Annotated in this window: 13 protein-coding genes and 1 pseudogene; 4 read left to right on the top strand and 10 right to left on the bottom strand. The window is 68.4% G+C overall.

The window, feature by feature from the left end:
* From esxG to ACZYZ9_RS24145, 9 genes and pseudogenes are all read right to left on the bottom strand, one after another.
* A pseudogene (gene esxG / locus ACZYZ9_RS24185) lies at positions 1-77 on the bottom strand (type VII secretion system protein EsxG); the annotation flags it as partial.
* Between the two features lie 45 nt (positions 78-122).
* Entirely contained in the window at positions 123-1,685 is a 1,563-nt protein-coding gene (locus tag ACZYZ9_RS24180; RefSeq protein WP_463828710.1) for a PPE domain-containing protein, read from the bottom strand.
* A 2-nt stretch (positions 1,686-1,687) separates the two neighbouring features.
* The gene (locus tag ACZYZ9_RS24175) at positions 1,688-1,996 is read right to left on the bottom strand and encodes a PE family protein (protein WP_463828709.1); all 309 of its coding nucleotides are present in this window, start codon (positions 1,994-1,996) and stop codon (positions 1,688-1,690) included.
* Positions 1,996-6,030: a type VII secretion protein EccCa gene (gene eccCa / locus ACZYZ9_RS24170; protein ID WP_463828708.1), complete on the bottom strand. Its 4,035-nt coding sequence runs from the start codon at positions 6,028-6,030 to the stop codon at positions 1,996-1,998. Before eccCa ends, ACZYZ9_RS24175 begins: the two co-directional genes overlap by 1 nt.
* On the bottom strand, positions 6,027-7,625 hold the full coding sequence (eccB, locus tag ACZYZ9_RS24165; RefSeq protein WP_463828707.1) for a type VII secretion protein EccB: 1,599 nt from the start codon (positions 7,623-7,625) through the stop codon (positions 6,027-6,029). The genes eccCa and eccB overlap by 4 nt, the downstream gene beginning before the upstream one ends.
* A complete protein-coding gene (gene eccA / locus ACZYZ9_RS24160; RefSeq protein WP_463828713.1) occupies positions 7,622-9,499 on the bottom strand; it encodes a type VII secretion AAA-ATPase EccA in 1,878 nt (625 codons plus the stop codon). Before eccA ends, eccB begins: the two co-directional genes overlap by 4 nt.
* 271 nt (positions 9,500-9,770) lie before the next feature.
* On the bottom strand, positions 9,771-10,673 hold the full coding sequence (locus tag ACZYZ9_RS24155; RefSeq protein ID WP_463828706.1) for a class I SAM-dependent methyltransferase: 903 nt from the start codon (positions 10,671-10,673) through the stop codon (positions 9,771-9,773).
* A 10-nt stretch (positions 10,674-10,683) separates the two neighbouring features.
* A complete protein-coding gene (locus ACZYZ9_RS24150) occupies positions 10,684-12,261 on the bottom strand; it encodes a PPE domain-containing protein (protein WP_463828705.1) in 1,578 nt (525 codons plus the stop codon).
* A gap of 157 nt (positions 12,262-12,418) precedes the next feature.
* Positions 12,419-13,330, bottom strand: a complete 912-nt coding sequence (locus tag ACZYZ9_RS24145) for an oxygenase MpaB family protein (protein ID WP_463828704.1) — start codon at positions 13,328-13,330, stop codon at positions 12,419-12,421.
* Between the two features lie 95 nt (positions 13,331-13,425).
* Between ACZYZ9_RS24145 and ACZYZ9_RS24140 the strand changes: the two genes are divergently transcribed.
* Positions 13,426-14,091 (top strand): TetR/AcrR family transcriptional regulator, encoded by a 666-nt coding sequence (locus ACZYZ9_RS24140; protein ID WP_463828703.1) that lies wholly within the window; start codon positions 13,426-13,428, stop codon positions 14,089-14,091.
* Between the two features lie 10 nt (positions 14,092-14,101).
* Here the strand turns inward: ACZYZ9_RS24140 and ACZYZ9_RS24135 are convergent, their stop codons facing one another.
* On the bottom strand, positions 14,102-14,686 hold the full coding sequence (locus tag ACZYZ9_RS24135; protein ID WP_463828702.1) for a VOC family protein: 585 nt from the start codon (positions 14,684-14,686) through the stop codon (positions 14,102-14,104).
* Between the two features lie 64 nt (positions 14,687-14,750).
* Here ACZYZ9_RS24135 and ACZYZ9_RS24130 point away from each other — a divergent pair, with 64 nt between their 5' ends.
* The 3 genes from ACZYZ9_RS24130 to ACZYZ9_RS24120 are packed head-to-tail and all read left to right on the top strand — an operon-like array spanning position 14,751 to position 18,725.
* Complete coding sequence (locus ACZYZ9_RS24130) at positions 14,751-15,380, top strand: TetR/AcrR family transcriptional regulator (RefSeq protein WP_463828712.1); 630 nt, start codon at positions 14,751-14,753, stop codon at positions 15,378-15,380.
* Positions 15,377-16,492: an alpha/beta hydrolase family protein gene (locus ACZYZ9_RS24125; RefSeq protein WP_463828701.1), complete on the top strand. Its 1,116-nt coding sequence runs from the start codon at positions 15,377-15,379 to the stop codon at positions 16,490-16,492. Before ACZYZ9_RS24130 ends, ACZYZ9_RS24125 begins: the two co-directional genes overlap by 4 nt.
* Positions 16,493-16,550: 58 nt before the next feature.
* Positions 16,551-18,725: an acyl-CoA dehydrogenase gene (locus ACZYZ9_RS24120; RefSeq protein ID WP_463828700.1), complete on the top strand. Its 2,175-nt coding sequence runs from the start codon at positions 16,551-16,553 to the stop codon at positions 18,723-18,725.
* The last annotated feature ends 85 nt before the right edge of the window (positions 18,726-18,810 follow it).

Below are 18,810 nucleotides of genomic sequence, written 5' to 3'. Positions count from 1 at the left end.
CGCATCAACCCCGCCTTGGCACCGAACGCCGACTGCGACGACACCAACTGCGGAATATGAGCATCCAACAAACTCATAGCTCTTCCTTTCCATCTCTTCGATTCAGCCGAATCGCAAAACCATCACTGCCCGTTACGCGGTAAGTCATCTCGCTGACTTTCCGGCCCCCCTTCCTCTCCGGCCTGCTCCCAGGTACCTGGCATCATCGGAACCTTTGGGCCACCGCCGAATTCGTCGCCGGCCAGCGCCGTCAGCCCGGCGGCCCGCTGCACCGTCTGCCTGGGTATGGTGCCGGCGTAGCCGAACGTGCCGGCGCCGCGCTCGGACGCCTGCGCGTCGTCGCCGTTCCAGATGGGATCGACGGCGGAGTCCATGTCCAGGAACTCGTCGCTGTGGTCGTGCAGCGGTGCGCGACGCCGCCGCTTGGCCCGGGCCGCTGCGCTGCTCACCGCGGCCGCTCCGGCGGCGGGAATGGTCGCGGCTGGCGCCTTGGCCGCGGTACGGCCACCCACGGTCGGACCCAGACTCGGCCCCCAGTCATCCGGTCCGGCAACGGCATACGGGAAAGCCGCCGTCGCCGGGGCGGTCGCGGGCACCGAACCGGCGGGCGCACCCGCGGCCGGCGCGGACGCCGGCGCCCCGGCCGGACCCGCCACCGTCGAACCGAGTCCCACGGCCGGGAAGCTCTGGTGCTGGGCGACCGGCATCGGCGCAGGCGGCGGTGCCGCCGCCGGGACCTCCGGAACCACGTCCACGTTCAGCAGACTCAGGAAACCCAGACTGGCCAGCCCGACGGCGAGCAGCGGGGGTGCCCACAGCGGCGCACTGAGCACCGTGCCCCAGGTACCCCAACCGACCGGCTGGAAGAACGCCTGGTAACCCAGCGCGAACAGCAGCGGCCCCCAGGTGACCAGGGCGGCCTGCGGGTTGGTGGCGAAGTCGATGATCATCTGCTCGATGGCCGGCAGCGGATTGGACAGGAAGTCCCACAGCAATTGGCCGTCGGGCAGCGTCAGCACGTAGGAACGCAGCAGGTCCACGATGATCTGCAGGATGTTGAACTGCGAACCGGCGTCGGCGGCGGGTGCGGCTGCGGCGGCCTGGGTGACGTCGGCCGCCGATGCTGCCTCCGCACCGGGGTTGACGATGGTCGGCGCCGCAGTGCTGCGGGGCGCCGAGGCCAGCGCCGTCCCCGCGGCCGCCTGGTACAAGCCCATCGTGGCCGCGGCCTGCAGCCACATCCGCGTGTAGTCGGCTTCGTTGAGCGCGATCGGGATGGTGTTGAGCCCGAAGAAGTTCGTCGCCACCAGCACGCCGTGCATGACGTGGTTGGCGGCCAGCTCCGCCAGTGTCGGCATGGCCCCCAAGGCGGCGGTGTATGCCGACGCCGCGATGTCGTGCTGGGCCGCCGTTCCGGCCGCATCGGCGCTGGCCTGTTGCAGCCACGCCACATACGGCAGATGTGCCGCGGCATATTGTTCGGCGGTCGGCCCCTCCCACGAACCCGCCTGTACTCCGCCCACCAGACCGCTGAGTTCTGCTGCCGTCGCCGCGTATTCGGCGCTGAGCGCGTTCCAGGCCCCGGCGGCCGCCAACAGCGACGCCGGTCCCGGTCCACTACTCAGCAACGCCGAATGCACCTCAGGCGGCGATGCAATCCAGATCGGCCCCAGGGGGGAGCTCATGGTCAGCCGCCCGCGATCCCGTAGGTCGCAGCGGCCGCCGCGTCACCGGCGAGGTAGCTGGCGCCCGCCGTGCCGACACCGACACCGGCCCGGCCCAGCTCTTCGACACCCTGCGCCGCGACGGCGGCGTGCTCCTGGCCCTGGGCGCTGAACCCGGCAGCGGTCTGCAGCGACACGGGGTCCGCGGCCGGTGGCACCACCGCGGTGATCAGCGGCGCCGCAGCGGCGTGCGCCGCCGCCAATCGGGCGGTCAAGGCTTCCACGGCGGCGCTCGCGCCGGCCAGTCCTTCAGGAACTACTCGCAACGCCATTACTGACTTCCTTTCTGTTGCGTATCACCGAATATCGCGGCTGCACCGACGAGCGGATTGACCAACTGGATGAAGGTCGGGTAGTCGCTGTCGGTGAGGAGCATGGCGCGGCCGGCGGGCAGCCGGCTGAACCGCTGGCCGCGAATCTTGCCGCTGTCCTGTGGATTTCCGGCCAGCATCAGGGTGGTCGCCTGCAAGTCGTTGAACCGGCGCAGCAACGGATTGGTCATCAGGCCGTGTGCCGACCCCGAGGCACGGCCGGTGACGATCACCCGCAGTCCCAGTTCGCTGGCCTGGCCGAGCAGACCGATCAGCGGGGTCCACGGTCGCTGCCCGAGGTAGGGGCCGCTGGTGGCCGGTGAGTCCGGGATCTGATCGACGTCGTCGATGATCAGGTAATGGGTGTGGCCGGACGGGTGGTCGGCTGACTGGTCCCGGAAGTTCCAGCGGGACAATTCAGCCGGCGACAGGCCCGCCGGCGGACGGCGCGATTCGATGAGGTTGGCCAGCCCGATCATCGCCGGGGTGATCCGGTCGATGTTGGCCGTGTACTCGTTGTCGGCGAACAGCGGCTCGTCCACCAGGTGCAACCGGCGGTCCAGCACGGTGAAGGCCACCTGGTCGGCGGTCGAGTTCTCGCGGATGGTCCGGATGATGTGGCGCAGCAGCGTGGTCTTGCCGGACTTGCCGTCGCCGAACACCATCAGCAGCGGGTTCTCGACGAAGTCGTGGACCACCGCCGCAAGGTCTTCCTCGCGCTGGCCGAGCACGACCCGTTCCGGTCCCCGATACAGCGCACCGACCGCTGCCGGCGTGAGGTCGGTGGGCAGCAACCGCACCGGCGGTGCGGCCTGGCCCGGGTAGCGCGCGTTGATCGCGGGGATCTGGTCCAGCTCCGGTTCGGCGAACAGGAAATGCTGGGCGGCCATGGTCAACCCCCGACCCGGCTGGTCGTGCGGCACCGCCTCGGCCGGGCGTTGCAGCGCTCCGGTCACCCGGACGTTGCTGTCCCGGGCGTCGTGCAGCTTGAGCTCCAGGCGCAGGCCCAGCCCGTCCCGCATCGCCAGCGGCACCTCCAGCCAGCTCGGCGTGGTGATGACCACGTGGATGCCGTAGGCCAGGCCGACGTTGACCAGTTCGGTCACCTTGGCCAGCAACGGGTTTCGAGTGTTGAACTGGTCGGTGTTGTCGCGGCCGAAACCGTACAGGTTGTCGATGACCAAGAACACCTCGCCGAACCCGTCGTCCGCGAGGCCGGAGTCCGGCGCGGCGTGCTGGCCGTTGCCGGGACGGTCGCGGAAGGTCTCGCGCTGCTGACGCGACAGCAGCAGCTGCTCGAGCTCGCCGAAGGTGCGCCGGATGCGTTCGGGCTCCAGCGCCGAGGCGACACTGCCGACGTGCGCCAGACCCTCCAGCGCGCGCAGCTGACCGCCGCCGTAGTCCAGGCAGTAGAACGTGACGTCGCGCGGCGAGTGCAGACCGGCCGCCGACATGATGAACGTCTGCAGCGCAGTCGATTTCCCGGACTTCGGACCACCGTGGATGACCATGTTGCCGGCCGACGAGGTCGCGTCGAACACCAGCGGGTCGCGCCGCATCTCGAAGGGCTTGTCGACCTCGCCGAGCGGCCAACGCCACTGCCGGGGCGGTATCCCGGCCCGGGCGAGCACCGAGGTCAGCGGGATCGGCTCGTCCAGCGGCGGCAGCCAGAGCTGCGGTGCCCGCGGCCCGTAGGCGGCCAGCTGCTCGCCGATGGTCGCGATCAGCTTGCGCGGCGGACCGGCCGGTTCGTCTTCCTCGATGCCGGAGATCACGGTGCCCGGGTCCGGCTCCACGGCGCCGGCCGTGAACAGCTTCGGTTCTGGAGCTGACTGCACGACAAGGGTTTTGGCGGTCTGCGGCGGCTCGTAGATGCCGTCGACGTAGGTGGACCGGAACTTGATCGGGGTCGCACCCGGCGCGGGCACCAGGAACCCGATGCCTTTGTGCTCCTTGCCCGATTCGATGTGGTAGGCGTCCTCGACGCCGATGATCTGCCGGGACACGCTGGGGCTGGCCACCTTCAGACCGATCCGGTATGAGGTGTTCTTGTCGATGTCCTTGATCTTGCCGACGTCCAGGGTCTGCGACGCGAACAGGATGTGGATGCGGAACGAACGGCCCTTGCGCGCGACGTAGTCGAACAACTCCGCGTACTCCGGGTGATCGGCCAGCATCAGAGTGAATTCGTCGGCGACCACGAAAAGTGTTGGCACGGGCGGTAAGTCGTGCCCGGCAGCCTGCGCCGCCTCGTACTCGGTCACCGAGTTGAACGCGCTGCCCTGCACCCGCCGGCCGGCCTCGCGCAGCAACATCTCGCGCCGGGCCACCTCGCCGCGCAGCGTGTCGGCGAACCGGTCGGCCAGCGACTTCTTCTCCGCCATGTTCGAGATGACCGCGACCACCTGCGGGAAATTGCGGAAGCTGTCGGCCCCGGCTTCACCCTTGAAGTCGGCGTAGATGACGATCAGGCGGTCCGCGGAGTGAGTGGTCAACAGCGACAACAGGATCGACATCAAGGTCTGCGACTTGCCCGAACCCGTCATACCGATCATCAGGCCATGCGGACCCATCCCGCCCTCGGCCTCGTCCTTGAGGTCGAACATCAGCGGCTCGCCGGTCGCGGTCACGCCGATCGGCACGCGCAACTCGTCGTCGCGGCGCCGCGGTGCGAACAATGCGGGCACATCCAGCCGGGACGCATCCGGAATCCCCAGCAGCGTGGTGAAATTCGCCCCGCGGGTGGCCGCCGACCGCAGCCCGGTGTGGGTCGGGTTGGAGTCCCAGCGGGACAGCCGACGCGCCAGGTGCGACGCGTCCTCGGCCCCCAGTCCGTCGGCGGAGTCGATGTAGGGTTGCCAACCGCCGGTCTGCCAGCGCTGGATGCCGCCACCCGCGATCCGCAGGATCGGCTTCTCCGGGTCGGAGTACTGCTCGCGGTTGGGCGGTGTGGCCGAGATGTGCAGGACGGTGACGCCCGCGCGTCCGACGGCCAGCGTGGACGCGGTCAGGTCGTAGTCCGGGTCATCGACGACGATCAGCAGATGACGCAGGGCGTCGACCGGCTGCCCGGTGAACGCCGGGCGGTCCTCCAGCGCCGGCGCCAGCAGCTCGGCCAGATCGTCGGCATCGGTGGTGAGGTAACGGGCCGGGCCGACGCCGTCGACCTGGCCGGGAATGTCGACGTGCGGCAACCACTTCAACCACGACCAGTCGGCACTCTCCAGATTGCGGGAGGCCAGCGCGACACCGAGCACGGTCGGGTCATGCCAGGTGACCGCGTGGGCGATCCACGCGCGTACCGCCGCGTGCACGTCCGGCTCGCCGCCATCGGGGCCGGGCAGCACGCTGATCCGCGAGACCTTGCTCAGGTCGATACCCGTCGGCACGTCGGCGACGGTCCGCTGGGTGTCGAGCAGGCTACGTAATGCGCTGTGCGACACCGGTTCCAGGTCGATCTCATCGGCGATGTCATTCACCCGCAGCGTGGTGGTGAGCGGCGCGGAGTGGCGACCGGCGCGCAGTACCAGGAAGTCCGGGTCGTGGGGGTCACGCTCCCACTGGCGCCGGGAACCGGGCACCGCGGCCAGCGCCCCGGGCTCCGGATGCGACCACTGCGCGGCGGCGCGCTGCTCGGCGGCGGCGGCCCGGATGTTGTCCCGGACCACCGACAGGTACCGCAGGTAGTCGGCACGTTCTGCGTCGACTTCCTCGGTACGCATCTTGTTGCTGTCGCCGCGGTAGAGCGCGGTGGCGGCCAGCAGCAGCACGAACGGGAAGAACAGCGTCTGCGGCGAGATCAGCCGCATGCCGGTGGCGAACAGCGCGACGATCATGCCGACGATCAGGATGCCGATCAGGTACGGCATCGCACGCCGGAACAGCGACGGCGGGATGACCCGCGGCAACTCCGGCGGCGCCTCGATGGTGATGGTGCCCTTGCGGGCATTCGGCGGCGCCAGCCGTCGGCGTGCCTCGAAGATCAGTCTGCTCATCGGGGCTCCCCTTCGGCGGATACCGGACGGCCCGGTCGGCTGTCCGGCGGCAAACCGTCATGCGCCAACAGCGCATCGGCGCGCGACAGCGTCGGACCTGCTGCGAACAAGGACAGGATCGACCACGGGATGGCCAATGGCGGCGACTGCAGCCCCAGTGCCTCAACGGCTTTGCCGTTGGTCCCGGACCGGTCGGACTCGTTGTCGATGCCGTACCGCACCCCGGTGTCGGAGACCCAGAACAGCGAGCCGGTCGCCGGCGCCGCCGCACCACCGCCCACCGTCTGGGTGAAGTATCCGGTGCCCGGGGTGAGCGCGATCTTGGCCCCACCCCCGACCAGATCGACGGTGCGCACGCCCTCGGCCACCGGCAGTGCCGAACCCGACAACAGGGTCAGGGAACTGGTGGCGGCGCCGGACGGCTTGCTCCAGAAGGCACAGGCGAGCGGGTTGCTGGCCGCGTTGACCAGGGTGACCGGCTGGGCGGGGTAACGCGAGGTGTCCAACATCCGCGAGACGGGCAGCTTGGCCACCTCGTCGGCGGCCAACCGCGGCGGTTGTTGCAGGCCATAGGAATTGGTGTTGCGCAGGATCGAGGCCAACACCGGCGAGATCGGCTGCAGACCGTCGGGCAGTACCGCGTAGAAGGTGTCCGAGCCGGCCCTGTCCAGCGAATAGGCCACCACCACGCCGCCGATCGGGGCGGGGACGGGGTAGCCCGCCGGGGCACCGGCGTTCGGGATGGGCGGCGCCGCCAACGGCGCCGACTCCGGAATCGCATTGAACAGTCCGGCCGCAACCGGCCGCGGCGCCGGCACCTCGGTGCCCAGGCCGAGCGCGTTGGTGACCGCATGGTCGGCCAGGTTGATCTGGCTGCGCTTGCCTTCCCACAGCAGCCAGGTGCCGTTGCCCCCGGAAGCGGCTGCGTCGACCAGGATCACCTGCGTCGGACTGATCGCCGCGGCCCGGGTGCCGTCGGTCTTCGGTTGTCCCGCAATAACAGTCACACCGGTGCTGCGGGCGCCGCGCCCACCCTGCCCGGTGACGCCGTCGCACACCGTCCAGGCCGCGTCGCGGGAGCTGCTCTGCACCATGCGCTCCGGGGCGCCCGGGATGCCGATCAGGTTGCCGCGCGCAAACCGGTCCAGCTCAGCACTTTTCACTGTGGTCGGGTTGACCGGCTGACCGGCGATCAGCCGGGCGGAGGTCAGGTTCAACACCGGGTGCAACTGATCGCCCACCCGCACATACAGTGCGGCAGTGGACCGGTCGGCCAGTACCACGTTGTTGCCGACCTGCCCATTGGGCCGGATCAGCGAGAATACGAAGCAGCCGATCAACCCGGTGATCAGCAGCAGCACGCCCATCATCACCGCGCGCGACTGGGTGCGCAGCGGGTCGACCAGCATCCTGGTGTCGTGCAGCGCGATCCCGGAAGCGATGCGGCGCATCACAAATCGCCAACCTGTCACCTGGTGCCGGGTGACGAAACCGCGCCTATATTCCACCTTGTCGGGGTGCTCGTTGACCGGGGTGCGAGAGGTGAACGAACGTCGGTCGTCCGCCCATTCGCCGTCGGCGTCGTTCTTGCTCATGCCGGCACCGACAGTCCCAGCCCGCGCAACAGCGGGGCCACGGTGTTGCCGACATCTTGTGCGGTGATTGTCATCAGGTCCTCATCGGTGAATTCACCCGTACCGGCCTGCTCGGAGTGGTCGAGCCGGAATTCGCGCTCCTCTTCCGACCGTTCGACGATGTTCCGGACGAACCGGCCGTTGCCCGCGATGTCGAGGCTGCGCCGGCTGATCCCGTTGCTGTCCGGCGAAGACGTCTGCGCCAGGTGGGTGAAGAGTCGCTGCATGTCCTCCAGCGCGGCCGGCTCGAATACGCTGTCCCGTTGCTGCGCCATGAGATTCGCGATCTCGGTCAGCTCCGCCGGCTGGTAGGACGGGAAGTCGATGCTGCGGGTGAACCGCGACCGCAGACCCTCGTTGGTGTCGAGGAACTTGTCCAAGTCGGCTCGATATCCGGCGATGATGACCACCAGCCGGTCGCGGTCATTCTCCATGCGCGCCAGCAGCGTGTCGATGGCCACCAGGCCGAAGTCGTTCTTGGCGCCGGTGGCCACCAGAGCGTAGGCCTCGTCGAGGAACAGCACGCCGTCCAGGGCGCTGTCGATGATGGCGTTGGTCTTGGCTTCGGTTTCGCCGATGTGCTGACCGATCAGGTCGGCACGGTGCACCTCGCGGATGTTCTCGCGTTTCAACAGCCCCAGGCCGCAGTAGATCTTGGCGACCACCCGGGCAATGGTGGTCTTACCCGTTCCGGGCGGGCCGGCGAACACCAGGTGGTGGGTGCGCTGCGCGACGGTCAATCCGCGCTGCTGGCGCAGCACCGCCATGGCGACCGAGCTCTTGAGCCGGGAAACCTGGTTCTTCACCTCGTCGAGACCGATGAATTCGTTGAGTGCCACCTCGGCCTCGGCCAGCAGGGTCGCCTTGCGTTCGCGGGCACCCGGGTCCACGAAGTCGGCGTCGCTGGGCTCGGTGTCGCGGTTCCACGGGTCGGTGCGGGCTTCGATACGCGCCGCGGTGGTGGTGACCATCCCGAAACTCGGGTCGGACAGCGCCTGCTCGATCTCCTGGTTCTCCGGGTTGGCCGCGTAGAGCTCGTGCAACACGTCGCTGGCCGCTTCTTCGTCCACGTGTGCGCGCAGCGCCAGCGCCTTGGCCAGCGCGCCGTCGACCGCGGCCACGGCGATAGGGCCCTCGGGTTCCTCGAGGTAGGACAGCGCCGGAGCGAACATGCCCAACCGGGCCAGCGAGGTGCCCAGCGCGATCTTCACCGCGTGCGCGAAGGCCTCGTCCAGGTCGGTGTCGTTGACGATCGGGGTCAGCAACTTCACGACGTCCGACCAGCGCTCCGCCCGGTAATTGATGACGACCGCGATCCAGCGCGCCTCGCGCGACTTGGGCCGGCGTTCGACGATGCGGCTGACGATGTCGTAGGCCTCGGCGAACTGTTCTTCGGAGGCCAGTGCGGCCGCGCAGGCCAGGTGGAAGTCGTCCGCGGTGGTGGCCCGGAACTGCAGGTACAGGCCGGTGTCGTACCGGTAGCCGAGTGCACCCGGGGTCAGTTCCACCTGTCGTTGCAGCACACCGGCCGTGGCCACGGTGCGCGAAATCTGTTCCAGCACACGCTTGGAGGTGTCGCCGGAGGCGGCCAGGCCGATCCAGGCGTCGCACTGTTCGTGCGCGATCCGGGTCAGCGCGCTGAAGCCCGAGCGGGCCGCGCTCAGGTCGGCGGGACGTTGCCGCTCGTAAACCGCGATGCCCAGGGCCCGGCAGCAGGTGGCGAACCTGCTGATCACGTCTTCGTCGACCCTGCTGTCGGTCCGGGAGGGTCGGGGTTCGGCCGCAACCATGCCCGTCGACAGGCCCGACCGACCACCTATGTCACCGCGTTCCACGCCCCCGCCTTCACCTGAGGTTAAGATCTCCATTGGCAGACTCCGCCCGTTAGCCCCCCGAAGTTAGCATTCCCTAAGCTAACTGTCGAGGCGGTCAATTGCGTGCGCTTCACCACACCAACTCCCGTCTCAGCCCTCTGACCAGCGAGTCTTCTGCTCTTCGCGGCCGAACGACGCCCAGCGGCCCAGCTTACTGAATATGGTTTTCATTAACAACGGCGGGGCGGAGCGGTGCCAGAACCGTTGCAGCGGCGCCTTTCGACACCCGGTGTTACGACTTCGCAGCACTCACCAGCGTGATGCGGGAGAACATCGGCGTGGCCTCGGAGTCCGGGCCGGGGACGGGCCGGCCCACCTCACGCAGGTAATCGTTCAGCGGCGTACCGACCGCCGTCCAGCCGCGCCGGCCGAACCATTCGGTGGCCGGGGCGCATTGCTCGTTGTAGACCAGCTGAAAGAAAGGACGCTGACCGGCATCCGGATCGGCGCGTTCTGCTGCCACCTTGGCCTCGTATTCGTCTCGGGGCAGCGGGGCGCCTTCCTCGATCGCCGCGTGACTACCTGGACCGGCCAACGCGTCGATCCCGGTGAACAGCGCCTCCTGGGCGGTGGCCGGCAGATAGATCAGCAGACCTTCGGCGATCCAGGCTGAAGGTCGTTCGGGGTCAAATCCTTTGTCCCGCAACGCTTGTGACCAGTCGTCGCGGAGGTCGACGGCGATCTCCCGACGTTCGGCCCGCGGCTGCGCACCGTGCTCGGCGAGCACCTGCCGCTTGAAGTCGAGGACTTGCGGCTGATCGAGCTCGAAGATCGTGGTGCCGTCCGGCCAAGGCAACCGGTACGCGCGGGAGTCCAATCCGGCCGCCAGGATGACCACCTGCCGCACACCGGCCGCGGCGGCGCGCTCGAAGTAGGCATCGAAGTACCTGGTGCGGCAACCCTGGAAGTTGACGAAGTGCTGACCGAAGTCCTCGCTCTTCAATTCGTGGTCGGGATCCCTGCCGTCGAGGACATCCGCCCACGAACCACCGACCGCACGACAGAACAGCTCCGCGTAGGGGTCAACGACGAGCGGATCGGCCTTCTGCGCCTCCAACGCCCGCGCGGTTGCCACGAACAGTGCCGTCGATCCGACACTTGTGGTGATGTCCCAGCTGTCTCCGTCACTGCGCACCGGGCCGACCTTACGCGCGGCCGGGGTTCCAGCTGTTCGGCAGCATCGGGACCCGGGGGCCGCCGCCGTACTCGTCGCCGGCCAGGGCGGTCAGCCCCGTCGCATCGTCGGCCGACTCGTTGCGAACCGTGCCGGCAAAACCCAGCTTCCCCGCCCCCCGGTTCGACGCGAAGGACTCCGGTTCGGCATCCCAGTCGGGGTCGACGTCGACATTCATGTCGGCGAATTCGTTGCCGTGTTCGTGCAGCGCCGTCCGTCGGCGCCGCTGCCGGCGCGCCTGCTCGCGTGCCGCCGCGGCCGCCGCCACGGCAGCCGCATCGGGCTCTGACGCTTTTCTGCTGGCGTAGGCACCGGCACTCATACCGGAGCCGAACCCGACGCCGGGTCCCCCGCCCACCAGGAAGGGGAAGCCGCCGCCGGCGACCGGAGCCGGCGGGGGCGCCGACGGGGCACTGGTGACCGTGGCTGTTGCCGTCGCGGTGGTAGGTGCCGGGGCGGCCGACGCGGGCGCCGATGCGACGACGGACGGGGCCGCGGTGCCGACGGCCGGCAGCACCGGCGCGGCGGCGACCGGGGGGACGATCGCGGCGACGACGGGGGCTGGAATGGCACCGAGCCCCGCGAGCCCGGCGAAACCGGTGGTCGCACCCAGGTTGGCCACGGCGCTACCCATTGCGGCCGCCAGCAACTGCGGCGACTGCAGCAACGGCGCAAGTTGCGCAAGGTGCGTCGGCCAATCGAATTCGGCGAGCTCGACGACGTATTCCAGCGCCCCCGCGGGATTGGTGAACAGCTGCTGGACGAAGGTTTCGAACTGCTGACCGAACTCCAGGGAACGGGCGACCCACCAGATGGGCTGGGTCGCGTCGGTGATGTCATGCATGTGGACCCCGTTGAGGGTCTCCTCGAGCGGGTCCCAGTTGATCTGGCCGTTGGTCAGCGCGCGCAGCAAGTCCGCGACGAGGAAGTCCAATTGGGTCGGGTCGCCGTGCTCGTGACCCCCGTGGCCCTCCTCCCCCTCGTGTTCGTGGCCGTCTTCGTCCTCGTGCTCGTGCTCGTCGTGCACGATCTCCGGCGCCGGCGACGTCACTGGCGTCGCCGCCGCTGCCGCACCCGAGAGGGCGTCATAGGTCGCCATGGTGGTGGCCGCCTGCACCCACATCCGCGCGTAGTCGGCCTCGTTGAGCGCGATCGGGATGGTGTTGATCCCGAAGAAGTTGGTCGCGACCAGCACGCCGTGTATCGCGTGATTGGCCGCCAGCTCCACCAGCGTGGGCATAGCGGCCACCGCGGTGGTGTACGCGGCCGCCGCCGTCTCGTGCTGGGCGGCGGCGCTGGCGCTGTCGGCACCGGCCTGCGTCAGCCAGGCCACGTAGGGCGCGTGGGCGGCGACATACTGCGCGGCACTCGGCCCCTCCCAGGCCCCGCCCTGCACCGCTGCCAGGGTGGCCACGAGTTCGTCGGCCACCGCGGTGTACTCGGTGCTCAGCGCCGTCCATGCCGCGGCGGCCGACAACAACGGTCCCGGTCCGGGCCCGCTGCTGAGCAACGTCGAGTGCACCTCAGGGGGTGACGCCATCCAAGACATGCATCAGCCAACCATGTTGATGAATATGGTTTTCATTATCGGCCATTCGACACCATATGCGCGCCCTGCGCAAGTCCTGCGCAGCGTGCGTCAGGCGGTATTCGTCGCCGCCGGCAGGCGTCGACGTCCGCGTTCCTGCTGTGGGGCCGACGGCCGGCTACACCAGGGGACGACCGGCCTTGATTCGGCGGTCGAGATCCCACAGCAACACGTTGAACGGGAACTGCCGGACGACGCGCGGCAGCAATCCGTTGCCGATGCGCACCACCGTCATCAGCTGGTCGAACAGCAGTTGCCGGGTGCGGTCCCACGGGAAGCCCATCTCGTCCCGAAACTTCTGCGGCAGGAATCCGGTGGTGATCAGCAACGCGAGACTTTCCGGGAGCGCGGTCACCACGCCCGGCAGGGGCAACTTCTTCAGGCGCGCGACGGCGATCGGGTACAGGTACTCCCGTACCGCGTCGTCGATGTGCACCAGCTCCAGTGATTCCTGCCAATACCGGTCAAAAGCGGCCCGGTCGGCCGGCCACATCTCCGGCGGCACCTGCAACGTGGTGCCCAGGTTCATGCCCTCGCGGTAATGACGCTCGGCGTCGGCTTCGCTCAGTTCCCCGACGAACGTGCGGTGCACATCCACCGCGCCCTTGTACAGGCAGGCAGCCACCCACAGCTGCAGGTTCGGATCGAAGGCGTTGTACTGCACCGGGCTGTCCGGTGCCGAGCGAATCTGGGCGTGCACCCGGTTGACCGCGCGCCGGTAGGCCGCCTTCTGGCTGTCACTGCCGGCGGTGGCGACCGCCAGATAGGTGAATGTGGTGCGGGCCCGCTTGATCGGGTGCAGATCTACCCGCCCGCTGTCGACCGGGCTCTCCATCACGCCGTAGCCGACTCCCGGCCGCGCCAGCTGCATGATCACGTTGGCCGGTCCAGCCAGCAGCGCGACGCCCATCATGCCTTCGTCGATGCCCGGCCGGCGCTTAGGGACGGATCTTCGATCCCTGCGAGCCGGCTCCGCGATGGTCCGCTCGACGTGTTGCAGGGGCTTAGCTACCCCTTCGAGGATGGCCATTCCACGACCTTTCCGGTCCCGCGGGGTCCGCTAATTGTGCGTACCCGTGTTTCCAGATATTTGTCGGTACCTGGCCGCGGTGTCAATATGAACTGATGGCTTTGGATAGTGGGGGGGTGCCCGCCCGGCCGTACCGCGGCGTCGGGGCGGCAGCTCGGTTCGCCGAGCGACGCCAGAAATTGCTGACAGCCGGTCTCGATCTGCTCGGTGCAGATCAACAAGACCTGTCCGCGGTGACGGTGCGCGGTATCTGCCAACGGGCGGGTGTCGCCACCCGTTACTTCTACGAGAACTTCACTGACAAAGACGAGTTCATCGGCGCGGTGTTCGACTGGATCATCGCCGACCTCGCGGCACAGACGCAGGCCGCGGTACTCACTGCACCCATACAGCAACAGACCCGGGTCGGGCTGAGCACCATTGTGCGCACCATCGCCGGCGACGCCCGGATCGGCCGGTTGATCTTCAGCAACAAACTCACCGACCCTGTCGTCATCCGCAAACGAGCGGAGTCCACCGCCCTGTTCGCACTGCTGTCCGGTCACCATGCGACGACCGCCCTGCACATCGGCGCCAACGAGCGCATCAAGATGGGTGCCCACTTCGCGGTGGGCGGGGTCGGGCAGGCGATCAGCGCCTGGCTGACCGGTGACGTCCGCCTCGACCCGGACGAACTGGTCGATCAACTGACGTTGCTGGTCGGCGAACTTACCCACCCCAGCCTGTACGGACTGTCGGGACGAGCCGACGCCGCCACCTGAGCGGCCTCGCTCATACCACCCCGGCCGTCACCGGCGGGCGGCGGTCGGCCGCCGTCCGGGGCACCGCCGGCGTGTCCGCCTCGTTGAATTCCCTGACCCAGCAAGCGAATTCCAGCATGATGCCGTCGGGATCCAGAAAGTAGAAGGAGCGTACGTACACGCCGGGATGCACGGTCGCCGAAACCTGCATAGGGCTCTCGTCGTGATTGAGCACCGGTCCGACCCGCACGCCTTTGTCCTTCAGCCGCTGCCGGTAGGCATCGAACTGCTCTGCCGGCACGTGGAACGCAAGGTGGTTCATGGTGCTCACCGCGCTGGTGATGTCACCGAGACCCGGCAGCGCTCCGGGCGAGCTCAGTCCCGGGACCCGGTCGGCGGCCTCGGCGAACCAGAAGAACGCGACGCAGTCGCCGTTGCCGGCGTCGAAGAAGAAGTGCTGGCCGGCGCCCCCGGGCAGGTCAAGCGACTTGATCAGCGGCATGCCCAGCACGTTGCTGTAGAAGTCCACCGTGCGCGCCATGTCCGAGCACACCAGCGCGACGTGGTTGATCCCGCCGAGTTCGAATTCGGTGTTGGGGTTGTTCGGCTTGATCATGATGCGTCTCCCTACCTAAGATCCAGACCTGAATCTAACATCAGATTCAGGTTCCGGGGAGGTGCTGGTGACGGCGGCGCAACAGGCAGGTCCCCAGTACCCCACCGACCGCGGCCGGCGGACCCAGGCCGCCATCGATGCCGCAGCCCGAAAAGTGATCGCGCGCAGAGGGATTCTGGCGACGACCATCGCCGACATCACCACCGAGGCCGGACGCTCGGCGGCGTCGTTCTACAACTACTACGACTCCAAGGAAGCGATGGTGCGCCAGTGGGCGCTGCGCTTCCGGGACGAGGCCAACGAGCGGGCCATGGCGGTGACCGAGCACGGCCTGTCGGACCGCGACCGTGCCCACCAGGCGGCCGCCGCGCACTGGCACACCTACCGGCACCGGTTGGCAGAAGTGATCAGCGTCTCCCAGTTGGCGATGGTCAGCGAGGATTTCGCGCGGCATTGGGCCGAAATGTGTTCCATCCCGCTTTCATTCATTGCCGAGTCGGTCAGACGTGCTCAGCAGCAAGGGTTTTGCCCCGACGACGATCCGCAACTCATCGCCGAGGCGATTGTGGCGATGTTCAACCAGTTCTGCTACATCCAGCTGACCCGTCACCAGGTTCCGGACGACGAGGCGTGCATCCGGACGCTGGCCAACATCTACTATCGCGCCATCTACAGCGAGAAGGACCGCTCTTGAGTGAGATCGTCCGCGAGTTCCTCGGACTGACGTCCCCCACCGGAGCGCGGGCCGGCGCCGGCGGTCATCCCTGCCAGGGCCTCTACCACCACGCCGCCGGCCACCGTCCGAAAGTGGCGATGATCGCGACGCACTACCAGATCGACTTCGCCGAGCACTACATCGCCGAATACCTGGCCGCCCGCGGCATCGGGTTCCTGGGCTGGAACACCAGGTTTCGGGGTTTCGAAAGCAGCTTCGTGCTCGACCACGCACTCGTCGACATCGGGGTGGGGGTGCGTTGGCTGCGCGACGAAGCCGGAGTGGACACCGTGGTGCTACTGGGCAACTCAGGTGGCGGGTCACTGATGGCGGCCTATCAGTCCCAGGCGGTGGATCCGAATGTGACTCCGCTGCCCGGCATGCGGCCCGCCGCCGGTGTCACCGAACTCTCCGCCGCCGACGGCTACGTCGCCACCGCGGCCCACCCGGGCCGCCCGGATGTGCTGACCGCCTGGATGGACGGTGCCGTCGTCGACGAAAACGATCCCGTCGCAACCGATCCCGATCTGGACCTGTTCGACGAGAACAACGGGCCGCCGTATTCAGCGGAGTTCGTCGAGCGCTACCGGGCCGCTCAGGTGGCGCGCAACCACGCGATCACCGGCTGGGCCGAGTCCGAGCTCAAACGTGTTGGCGCCGCAGGCTTTTCGGATCGTCCGTTCACCGTGCAGCGCACCTGGGCCGATCCGCGCATGGTTGACCCGAGTATCGAACCGACCAAGCGGCAGGCGAATGCGTGCTATGCCGGTACCCCGGTGAAGGCCAATCGCTCCGCGCGGGGCATCGCCGCGGCCACCACGCTGCGAAATTGGCTGGGCATGTGGAGCCTGCGGGTGGCGCAGACCCGCGCCGAGCCGCACCTGGCCCGCATCACCTGTCCGGCGCTGGTGATCAACGCCGAGGCCGACACCGGCGTCTTCCCCTCGGATGCGGGTCGCATCTACGACGCGCTGGCCGCAACCGACAAGACACGCGTCGCTATCGACAGCGACCACTACTTCACCACGCCCGGTGCCCGCGATGAGCAGGCCGACACCATCGCGGACTGGATCGCCAAACGCTGGCCGTGAGATCCACCCAACCGACCGGTTGTTAGCTTGGTAGAAACCGCGCACGGGAAGGCGACCAATGCCGATCGCAATCAGCCCTGAACATCAAGACCTGGCCGACTCGGTGCGGTCCCTGGTGGCGCGGGTGGCGCCGTCGGAGGTGCTGCACGAGGCCATGGAAACTCCGGTTTCCAACCCGCCCCCGTACTGGCAGGCCGCCGCGGACCAGGGTCTGCAGGGAGTGCACCTTGCTGAAGCGGTCGGCGGCCAGGGCTTCGGTGTCCTGGAGCTGGCCATCGTGCTCGCCGAGTTCGGCTACGGCGCAGTACCCGGGCCGTTCGTGCCGTCGGCGATCGCCAGTGCGCTGATCGCCGCGCACGATCCCAAGGCGGCTGTGCTCACCGAACTGGCCAGCGGGGCGGCCATCGCCGCCTACGCGCTGGATTCGAGCCTGACCGCAACGCGGCACGGCGACGGCCTGGTGATCCGTGGCGAAGTGCGCGCCGTACCCGCCGCCGCACAGGCCGCCATCCTGGTGCTGCCGGTCGCCATCGACAGCGGCGAAGAGTGGGTAGTGCTGCGGTCCGATCAGCTCGAGATCGAGCCGGTGGCGAGCATCGACCCGCTGCGTCCCATCGCCCACGTGCGGGCCAACGCCGTCGAGGTCGGCGACGACGTGGTGCTGGGCAACCTGAGCATGACCACCGCCCACGCGCTGATGACCACGCTGCTGTCCGCGGAGGCGGTGGGCGTGGCGCGCTGGGCGACCGACACCGCCTCCGGCTACGCCAAGATCCGCGAACAGTTCGGCCGGCCGATCGGTCAGTTCCAGGCCATCAAGCACAAGTGCGCGGAGATGATGGCCGACACCGAACGCGCCACGGCAGCGGTGTGGGACGCAGCACGCGCCCTGGACGGTGCCGACGAGCACGTCCCGTTCGCCGCGGCGGTGGCGGCGACCCTGGCACCGGCCGCGGCGCAGCGGTGCACCCAGGACTGCATCCAGGTGCACGGCGGCATCGGGTTCACCTGGGAGCACGACACCAACGTCTATTACCGCCGGGCGCTGCTGCTGGCCGCCGGTTTCGGCCGCATCTCGGAGTACCCGCAGCGGGTGGTGGACACCGCCACCACCACTGGAATGCGGGCGGTGGACATCGATCTGGACCCGGAAACCGAGCAGTTGCGTGCCGAGATCCGGGCCGAGGTGGCCGCGTTCAAGGACATGGACCGCGCGGAGCGCACCGTCGCGCTCGCCGAGGCCGGCTGGGTGCTGCCGTATCTGCCCAAGCCGTGGGGCCGGGCATCCAGCCCCGTAGAGCAAGTGATCATCGCCCAGGAGTTCACCGCCGGGCGGGTGAAACGGCCGCAGGTCGGCATCGCCGCGTGGATCATCCCGTCGATCGTCGCGTTCGGCACCGAAAAACAGCAGCAGCAGTTCCTGCCGCCCACTTTCCGCGGCGAAATGGTCTGGTGCCAGCTGTTTTCCGAGCCCGGCGCGGGCTCCGATCTGGCCGGGTTGTCGACGAAGGCGACCCGGGTCGACGGTGGTTGGCGCATCACCGGCCAGAAGATCTGGACCACGGCGGCGCAGTTCTCGCAGTGGGGTGCGCTGCTGGCGCGCACCGACCCCAGCGCGCCGAAGCACAACGGCATCACCTATTTCCTGCTGGACATGAAAAGCGAAGGCGTGACGGTCACACCGCTGCGTGAGCTCACCGGGCAGGAGTTCTTCAACACCGTCTACATCGACGACGTCTTCGTGCCGGACGAGTGCGTACTGGGCGAGGTGAACCGGGGCTGGGAGGTCAGCCGCAATACCCTTACCGCCGAACGGGTTTCGATCGGCGGCAGCGACCTGAACTTCTTGGCCAGCCTGCCGGCGTTCGTCGAGTTCGTGCGCGACGGCCACTTCGACCAGGCCGCCCGGCAGCGGGCCGGTCAGCTGATCGCCGAAGGGCACGCCGCCAAGGTGCTCAACCTGCGCTCCACGCTGCTGACGTTGGCGGGCGGCGATGCCATGCCCTCGGCCGCGATATCCAAACTGCTCTCGATGCGCACCGGCCAGGGCTACGCCGAATTCGCGGTGTCGTCCTTCGGCTCGGATGCGGCGATCGCCGATCCTGAACAGCCGCAAGGCAAGTGGGGCGACTATCTGTTGTCCAGCCGGGCCACCACCATCTACGGCGGCACCTCGGAGGTCCAGCTGAACATCATCGCCGAGCGGCTGCTCGGCCTGCCCCGCGACCCGTAACGACTTGGGGACACTCCCATTCGAGCGTGAAGCTACGGCGTCCGGGGTGAACAGGTGGCGGGATTATTTTGCCGAATTTCCCGCC

It is taken from the genome of Mycobacterium sp. IDUB_28 (assembly GCF_055419285.1).
Note: the sequence above shows the minus strand (reverse complement) of the source record. Positions and strands in the feature narration are given on the sequence as shown.

What these genes read in the sequence shown, in the direction of transcription:
- ACZYZ9_RS24180 (WP_463828710.1), bottom strand. Translation starts at nt 1,685, where the DNA reads ATGAGCTCCCCCCTGGGGCCGATCTGGATTGCATCGCCGCCTGAGGTG.
- ACZYZ9_RS24175 (WP_463828709.1), bottom strand. Translation starts at nt 1,996, where the DNA reads ATGGCGTTGCGAGTAGTTCCTGAAGGACTGGCCGGCGCGAGCGCCGCC.
- eccCa (WP_463828708.1), bottom strand. Translation starts at nt 6,030, where the DNA reads ATGAGCAGACTGATCTTCGAGGCACGCCGACGGCTGGCGCCGCCGAAT.
- eccB (WP_463828707.1), bottom strand. Translation starts at nt 7,625, where the DNA reads ATGAGCAAGAACGACGCCGACGGCGAATGGGCGGACGACCGACGTTCG.
- ACZYZ9_RS24150 (WP_463828705.1), bottom strand. Translation starts at nt 12,261, where the DNA reads ATGTCTTGGATGGCGTCACCCCCTGAGGTGCACTCGACGTTGCTCAGC.
- ACZYZ9_RS24145 (WP_463828704.1), bottom strand. Translation starts at nt 13,330, where the DNA reads ATGGCCATCCTCGAAGGGGTAGCTAAGCCCCTGCAACACGTCGAGCGG.
- ACZYZ9_RS24140 (WP_463828703.1), top strand. Translation starts at nt 13,426, where the DNA reads ATGGCTTTGGATAGTGGGGGGGTGCCCGCCCGGCCGTACCGCGGCGTC.
- ACZYZ9_RS24135 (WP_463828702.1), bottom strand. Translation starts at nt 14,686, where the DNA reads ATGATCAAGCCGAACAACCCCAACACCGAATTCGAACTCGGCGGGATC.
- ACZYZ9_RS24120 (WP_463828700.1), top strand. Translation starts at nt 16,551, where the DNA reads ATGCCGATCGCAATCAGCCCTGAACATCAAGACCTGGCCGACTCGGTG.